The 7,935-nt window shown below is 60.1% G+C and carries 6 protein-coding genes; 3 read left to right on the top strand and 3 right to left on the bottom strand.

Translation table 11 applies throughout. The features are described 5' to 3' along the window. On the bottom strand, positions 1 to 3,094 hold a 3,094-nt coding region (locus IQ273_RS27210), incomplete at its 3' end, for a substrate-binding domain-containing protein (protein WP_194026267.1). A 183-nt stretch (positions 3,095 to 3,277) separates the two neighbouring features. Between IQ273_RS27210 and IQ273_RS27215 the strand changes: the two genes are divergently transcribed. Then, positions 3,278 to 3,592 (top strand): hypothetical protein, encoded by a 315-nt coding sequence (locus tag IQ273_RS27215; RefSeq protein WP_194026268.1) that lies wholly within the window; start codon positions 3,278 to 3,280, stop codon positions 3,590 to 3,592. Positions 3,593 to 3,683: 91 nt separating this feature from the next. Continuing rightward, the gene (locus IQ273_RS27220) at positions 3,684 to 4,139 is read left to right on the top strand and encodes a hypothetical protein (protein WP_194026269.1); all 456 of its coding nucleotides are present in this window, start codon (positions 3,684 to 3,686) and stop codon (positions 4,137 to 4,139) included. A 162-nt stretch (positions 4,140 to 4,301) separates the two neighbouring features. Here IQ273_RS27220 and IQ273_RS27225 read toward each other — a convergent pair whose 3' ends face one another. Then, complete coding sequence (locus tag IQ273_RS27225) at positions 4,302 to 6,170, bottom strand: serine/threonine-protein kinase (protein ID WP_194026270.1); 1,869 nt, start codon at positions 6,168 to 6,170, stop codon at positions 4,302 to 4,304. Positions 6,171 to 6,302: 132 nt separating this feature from the next. Continuing rightward, entirely contained in the window at positions 6,303 to 6,551 is a 249-nt protein-coding gene (locus IQ273_RS27230; protein WP_194026271.1) for a Ycf34 family protein, read from the bottom strand. 357 nt (positions 6,552 to 6,908) lie between these two features. On the opposite strand from IQ273_RS27230, the gene IQ273_RS27235 reads away from it, so the two are divergent. After that, positions 6,909 to 7,935: CCA tRNA nucleotidyltransferase (locus IQ273_RS27235; RefSeq protein ID WP_194026272.1), on the top strand; the 1,027-nt coding region annotated here is incomplete at its 3' end.

Consider the following 7,935-nt stretch of genomic DNA (forward strand, 5'->3'; position numbering starts at 1 on the left):
CAGATAGCCCCGAAAACGCCGAATTTGGATCAGGAGTGATGCCCAGGCTTACCTGGCTGAGCAACTCTTCCTCCAGGGTGCTGGGCGGCAGTGGCCCTGGGCTGATGTCATCGGGGGGCACCGGGCCAGGGGTAATAGGCAGCGGGCCGGTCGATACTGCACCATGGCCAACGGTTGCAGCATCTTCGGCCTGACTAGGTAGGGCAGCCACGTCTGCCTCTAGGTCCGGCGGCACATCAGCACTGCTGGGGCTGGTGTTGCTGGCAATTTCTACATCGGCAGAAGACAGATTCAGCACCATTTGCTGTAGCTCTAGGGGCACATCGGGGTCATAACCCGCCGATGGTGACGGTTCTGGCCATCCTGCCCCCGGTTGCGGTCCTGGCGCAATGCCTACTCCAGGGGCAGCGGACTCGGTCGCGATCGCCCCACCAGGATAGGGGGCAGGGGTAAAACTCGCTTCTGGCCACGCTTCACCGCTGCCCAGGGTAGCCGCTTTGGCCAAGCAGTCTTGGCCTTCGCTCTGGCGACCCATTTGAATCAACGCTTGCCCTTTACCCGCCCAGGCCGCCGCCGAGGCAGGGTCAAGCTCTAGCGCCGTATCAAAGCAAAAAATGGCTTCGTCATAGCGGCCCATGGTGCTGAGCAGCCGACCCTTACCAATCCAGGCGTCATTGACGCTGGTATCGAACTGCAGGGCAGCATTGTAGCTGTCCATGGCTTCGTTAGCTTGCCCTAAGAGGACCAGTGCATTGCCTCGCTGGGCCTGGGCCTGGGCCGCCGTTGCGTTAAGGCCCTGGGCTGGTACGCCCGTGGCTTCGGCTTTGCTGCGCTCTACCTCAGTTGCCTCTACGGCCTGGTTGAAGTAGATCAAGGCCGAGTCGCAGTGGCCCTCGCGCATGAGCCGACGACCCTCAGCCAGGTCTAGGCGAGCCTGTTCTAGCTTGTTGGGAGCTGCCCCTGCTGGGTATGCACCCTCCCCAGGTATTAGCTCGGCCTCGGGTGGCAGCGGCCTTCCGTCTGGCAGTACAGTCTCTGAGGGCAGTGGGCCAGCGGTGATCGGTCGCTTGCCGTCCACTCCAGAGAAATCAATACCTAGCTCAGATCCAGGGACAAGGTCAGCCTCCAGGGTATCGTCTTCATCATCGGGGTCTCTGCGGCCCAGCAGTGCCCCAGCAATACCGGCTAGCAGCAGCAGGGCCGGTACCGCCGCCAGCATCCACCAGGCACTGGGGGGCAGGTTACGAATGCGATCCCAGACAGTGCCCAACTCAGTGGCTGGATCATCGGCCTCGGTTTCGGCTTCGGTTTCGGCCTCACCGCTGGAGATAGGTTGACCTGCATCGTCGAGGAGCACTACGTCATCGCTGCTGCCCACCACTAGCTGCCCGTCGGGGGTGTAGCCTAAGGAAGCCGCTGCCGCCTCTAACGCTACCGGCTCTGACAGACGAGGCGTGCCGTCTGGCGACCACAGCTGCAGGGTAGCATTGGTGCCTGCCGTAGCCAGCGTACTTCCATCGGGGCTGTACGCGACAGCGCTAACCGCCGCTTCGTGGGCTTCAATGGCTGCGCCCCTGGGCTGCAGCGTCGATCGATCCCAGTTGCGCAGGCTGCCGTCAACGCCAGCGGTGGTGAGCACCTGGCCATCGGGGCTGCTGGTAATGGTGGTTACACCGCCTGGATGAGCGTTGGGCGATTCACTGGCAGACGTACCGTCGGCATCCCAAAAGCCCAGGCTGCCGTCGCTGCTGCCGGTGATTAGGGCCTGTCCGCCAGCGGGGTAATGAAGGGCCTGCACCGGGCCATTGTGGGCTTCAATAGGTTCGCCCAGGGGCTGACCATCTGCGATCGCCCAGCGCTCTACGGTGCCGTCGGCATTGCCGCTGGCAATGGTCTGACCATCGGGGCTAAGGGCCAAAGATAAGATGGGGCCGCCCTGACTGGTCATGGGTTCACCCAACGAATTGCCGCCGCGATCCCAACGGCGCAGGGTGCCATCGGCCCCGCTAGAGACAACGGTTTGGCCGTCAGGACTAATCACAACCGCCGACACAGCACCTCGATGGGCGTCAGCAATTACGGTTTCGGTGGGGTTGCCCTCGGCATCAAGCCATTGCAGCTCGCCGTCTTCGCTACCGCGCACCATAAAGCGTCCGTCGGGGGCCAGGGCCAGGCCACCGGGTAGCTTATTGGCACCAACGGTAACGTTGGCGCTGGCGGTTTGCTTCGCCTCGGCCACGGCGACCTGGCCTTCATCACTGGTGGCGAAACCCAAAAAGGCCTCTACGGGGAGGCTTGGCTCACCCAGGTAGATATAGTTGCGGGGCTGGGAGTAGGGGTAGCGAGGGTCGTCGGGTAGGGTACTATCCAGGCTCACCGGGCGCACGGCATCTTGCTCCAGCACCTCGGAGGCGATCGCATAGCTAATACCGTCTTTGCCTAATTCACGCACCACCGCAGCGGTGTCATCCTCCTTGACCTGCTCTGCGTTCTCGCCGGTCTCGAAGGGCTTGCCGCCAAAGATTTCGTAGTCAGACAGGGCTAGTCGGGTATCGCTCTCGGCGGGGCGATCAATGAATCGGATCGGCAGGTTGGGGCCACCCACCTCTGACCAGTTGGTAATCTCGCCGCGAAAGATGGCAGCAAAGTCGTCAAAGGACAGATCGCCCCGAAACGGGTTGTCGCGCCCGACAACAATGGCAATTTTTTCGCGAGTAACCGGAATTGAGGTCAGGCTAGGATCTTCCTCGTCTTGGCTGAGTCTGCGCCCCAGGGCGGCCAGGTCGATATTGCCGCCCCGCAGCTCTTGCAGCGCCTGCTCATCGCCGTCGGCTGCGTGCCTGATGTCGGTTTCAGGATAGCGCTGCTCAAAGCCCTCTTCCAGGTTCTGGTTAATATCCGCCATCGACGGCGACCCATCGATCGAGAGCGTCGTGCCAGGGGCTACGTTCTCTTGCAGGTTGAACGTAGGGGTGGGTTCTGCCGTAACCTGGGCCAGCAGCGCCGGATTAGACCTGAGCACATTCATTGGTAGCGCAGCAAGGGCGCTGAACAGTGCCAGCATGGCCAGAGACGGCTTTAAAAGCTGATTCATGGCGGTACCCAGAGGACATAAAAGGTCTGCTAAAGGATACACGCTGGGGCGATCGTTGAACGGTTTTGTTACGATCCCCGATACCTCGCCGTCCTTACCTTTTTCACCCTTCCGACCCTCCCTCCTCTTCCCAAGCAGCCGTTAGATTAGGATTACCCCGATCGCTGATCCCCAATGAGAGCTATGACCGTTGCCGCCTTTTTGATCGCTGCCCTGGTGGCCTTTAGCCTGTCGTTCTGGCTTACTCAGCGGCTACAGCGACTTCGGCAGCCGATCGCACGCGTCTCAAAGCCTCGCTCTTGGGGACGATCGCCGCAAACATCTCGCGCTGACCTTCACCTGTTGACGTCGCGCCAAACCAAAGGGGTAGACCTCGATGGCCAGGTGCGTGACCTCTTAAACCAGGGCAAGCTGATCGACGCCGTTAAGCGGGTCAGGGAGACAAACGGCTGCAGCCTGCGCGATGCCAAAGCCTACGTTAACGAGCGGTTGCCCTAGCTCAGCGCCCAACAGACCCATTAACCCTTCCCCCCGCCTCGGCAAATCGCGATAAGCTGAAAAGGCTAATGTGCTTATTCTCTAGCGACCCATGGCCCTACGCAGCATCTTCACAGCCCTTTTAGTCGCTGGCCTCTGGCTGCTGAGCGGCGTGGGGCTAACCGCCCAGGCGCTGACGCCTATTGATCTCGCCGACATTACCTACAGCCCCTGCCCGCCAGAGTATGCCGATGGCATGGTGGCAGCTGGTTCTATTCAAGAGGCCAACTGCTTTTTGATCACGGGCAAAGCTATCAACCGCACCGGCAAGCCCGTTATTGATGCCGATATTTTTGGCCGCATTTATGACGCCAACGACAACCCTGTAATGCAAAATCGGGGCCGACTGGGCGGTATTGCCGAAGTACCTCCCGGCGAGAGCGACTTTGAACTACGTGTTTCGGTGGCGGCCAACCAGCCCGAACCGCTGAAGCTAAAGCAGTTTAAGGCCTCGGGGTTTAGCTCCACCGTGCGACAGTTCTCCCAAACCCCCTCGGCCAGACAGTAGCCCTAGACCGCGCATAAAAACATGTATCCCGTAGGGGCAAACGGTCGTTTGCCCTTAAACAATTGGGGGTATACAAACAGGGTTGGGTATTCGTCTGCTAAGAAATTAGCCAGACTTCTTCCAGATTTCCAAATTTGAGGAATTGGGAGTAGCCCAAAAGAATTAATTTGGCAATGTAAGGTCTACAAAACACCAAAAGCGGATGGTTTCGTCGGCGCTGGTGCTGACGAGCATGCGGCTATCGGGGGTAAAGGCGATCGCGCGTACAGCCCAGGCATGGCGCAGCTGAATTTTCTGGCTCTGACCCTGCAGGTTAACTAGGATGAGTTGGCCGTTTTCGGCACCGATCGCCAACCAGTGGCCGTTAGGGCTGATGGCGAGGGCCGTAACAGGGCCGGAAGATTTGTCGATTACCAGTCCCTCGTCGGGATTTGCGGCACTCCAAACCTGGACCTGGCCCGCTTGGTCACCGCTGACAATGCGGCCATCGTGCGGGTGACAGGCCAGCGCCGTAATGTCGTGCTTGGGCGCGGTGAGGGTGCGCACCAGACGGCCCGAGGGCAGCGACCAGAGGCGAAGGGTGCGATCGCGCCCCCCGCTGACCAGCAAATTATTTACCCAATCTACGGCTAAAGCTGTCACCTGGGCTTGGTGATGGACTAGGGTTTTAGGGGCATGGCTACCCTCTAGCGGCCACAGGTGAACGCGACCATCGCCGCTGCCTACCGCCAGCGTGCTGTCCTGAGGGATGATCAGCAGAGCAGATATTTGCCAGCCCGACAGCGGCAGTTTTTGGCCGCTGTAGTCAGCCAAATTCCATTGAATCAGCTGATTGTCTTCCCCACCGCTGACGATCGCGTCTCCTTGAGGGGTAAATGCCAGAGTTCTCACCGGGCCGCGATGGCCTAGACCCAGTAGCCCCAGCGATCTGCGAAAGGTGTGAATAGCCTGGCCATTGGTGCAGTCCCACAGACGCACCGTGCCGTCGGAGCAGGCGGTGGCGATCGCGCGTCCACTCGGGCTGATCGCCAGCCCGTTGGCCACAATCCCCGGCAGGCTGAGCGCAAACCGCTGCTCCCAATTTGCTGCGGAATCTAAGGATTTTGCGGCGGATTGAGGCAATGGGTTGGAGTTCCCATCTCCTATCGCTAAACCACTCCAGCGCAGATCAGCCAGCACCTCCTGGGCATTGCTGTAGCGCTCTTTTAGGTGGCGGTTGACCATGCGATCGAGCACTCGCCCCAGGGCTGGGCTAACGGAATCGGGGGCGTAGGGCCGCCATACCCAGGCATCGTCGCTGACAGAATACAGGTCGAAGGGGTGCAGCCCCGTGAGCAGATGCAGACAGGTGACGCCCAGGCTAAAAATGTCGCTGGCAAAGACCGCTTTGCCCAGGGCTTGCTCAGGGGCGGCATAGCCAGCGCTGCCAATCACCGTAGCAGTATGCTTAAGCTGCTCGGGGTCGGCAATGGCTTTGGCCGCGCCAAAATCTACTAGGGCTAGCGGCTGTGGTGCGGGCGGCACAATGATGTTGGCAGGTTTGATGTCGCGGTGAATGACGCTGTGCTGGTGAATGTAGGCCAGCACTGGCAATAGCTCGTAGAGCACTCGTTTTACCAAAGCCTCGCCACCCTCGGGGGACTGCGGCACAAACTGGTCAAGGTTGGGACCAGGAATGTATTCCTGCACCAGAAACTGACCCTGGGCATTGTCAACCACAGCCAGCAGCGCCGGGATTTGGGGATGTTGGCCCAAGGTGGCGAGGCGATCGGCCTCGCGGTGGAATCGCTGGAGGGCATCAGCGCGATTTTTTGAGGCTCCTGATGCCATCTGCTTGACGACGCAAACTAGGGGGGAATCGCGGTCCTCGGCGATCGCCAGATAAGTGCGCCCAAAGCCACCCTGCCCCAACACCTGCTGACAGCGATAGCGATCGCCTACCCACAGCGGCTGACCACAGGCTGCACAGGCGATCGCGCTATCCTCATTCTTAGGCTGTGGACAAGCAAGATTGACGCAAACAGTGGTCAAAGGATGGCTCTATTCACTATCCAACGATCTGCGACGGTATAGATGCTCTGCTGGTGGGCAGTGCCCACCCTACTGGGAACGATAAATGGAGACTAACCCGCCTACCCATCCACCCCTTTACCCATCGACTCCTTAGGTCGGCACCAGCTCGCCGGGGCGTAGCTTGGCCCACTTGCCCTGTTCTTTGACAAAGCTGTCGCAGCCGACGACGTCAAACTCTTTTTCGACCACGTCATCGACGACGCGCAAGTTGGCGTTGATGGTCGGGTTCACCGCTTCAAAGCTGGGAGAATCGGTCAGGTGAAGTTGTTCGTGCAGCTCCTCCACGGCGTGGTAGGTGGTGCAGCGATCGACGTAGTGGCAGTTTACACAAATGCACATGGCACGCTCCCGACAGGAACTCGGTAAGGTCACGGTTGCTATCCTCAGTCTAGCCAGCCCTCGGCGCAGTGGCCGTCATTCTTTAGGCGGTAATAGGGTTTCGGCAGTAAAGGGGATACGTTTTCTGGTAGTCTAGCTCAAGTTTTTTGAATGTCCCGGGCGGCCCAGCCCAGATGTTGCAAAATGAAAACCTGAGGTTAGGTTTTCAGCTATTCTCTGCGGGGCCAGGGTGTCAAGACTGAAAAACCCTGTTGTAATGAAAGAAATGAGGGTTCATTGAATCCAACGCTATCACCCATTCCCCTTGCAGTGGCTACTGAAAAATCGGCGCTTTCGCCAAAAACATGGCCCTTCAGCGTGTCGCTACTGCCACAGCAAGCCTACCTGGTGGGGGGAAGTGTCAGAGACGCGCTGCTGCGCCGCCAGGCCGATTATTTAGACCTCGATTTTGTGCTGCCCGAGCGGGCGATCGCCACCGCCCAGGGCATTGCCAAGCACTACGGCGCAGGCTTTGTGGTGCTCGATGCCGACCACCAGATCGCGCGCGTGGTATTTGCCAACGCGACGGTCGATTTTGCCCAGCAGGTGGGACCAACCATTCTCTCAGACCTGCATCGGCGCGACTTTACGATCAATGCGATCGCCTACAGCCCCCACAGCGAGACCCTGCTCGACCCCCTCGATGGCTGCGCCGACCTGCAGCGCAAAACCCTCTGCATGGTCGCCGCCGAAAACCTGGAAGACGACCCTCTGCGCCTGCTGCGGGCCTATCGTCAGGCGGCCCAGCTGGGCTTTAGCCTCGACCCCACCACCCAGCAGACCATTCGCAATTTGGCCCCGGCCCTGGGGCAAATGGCCGCTGAACGGGTGCGCGGCGAACTAGACTGCCTGCTCAGCCTGCCGGAGGGATCAACCCTGCTGGGGCTGGCCTGGCAAGATGGTCTGCTGCAAACCTGGCTGCCCGAGGTCGATCGCTCCCATTTTGAGCGCCTGGCCACCCTCGATCAGCTAGCGGCCCAGTACCACGAGCGCTGGCCCGAGTTTTCGCAACTGCTGCACAGCTGGGTGAAAGAACAGACTACCCCCGGCCTGCACCGCAGCTGGCTCAAAGCTACTAAGCTTAGCCAGCTCATGCCTCCCGATCTGGCCAGCGCCGAGGCCACTCTGTCCCAACTCAAGTACAGCCGCGCCGAGCAGCAGGCGGTGCTGAATATTCTCAAGGGTTGGCAGTACTGGCAGCAGCACCAGGGCGATACCCCGCTGCCCCCCGGTCAGCAGTACCAGCTATTTAAACTGGCGGGGGCAGGGTTTGGCGGGATTGCCCTACTGAGTTTGGCTTGCGGTGTGCCCGAGGCGCTGGTGCTGCCGCTGATCCAGCGATACC

This window comes from Nodosilinea sp. LEGE 07298 (genome assembly GCF_015207265.1).
Classification (GTDB): Bacteria; Cyanobacteriota; Cyanobacteriia; order Phormidesmidales; family Phormidesmidaceae; genus Nodosilinea.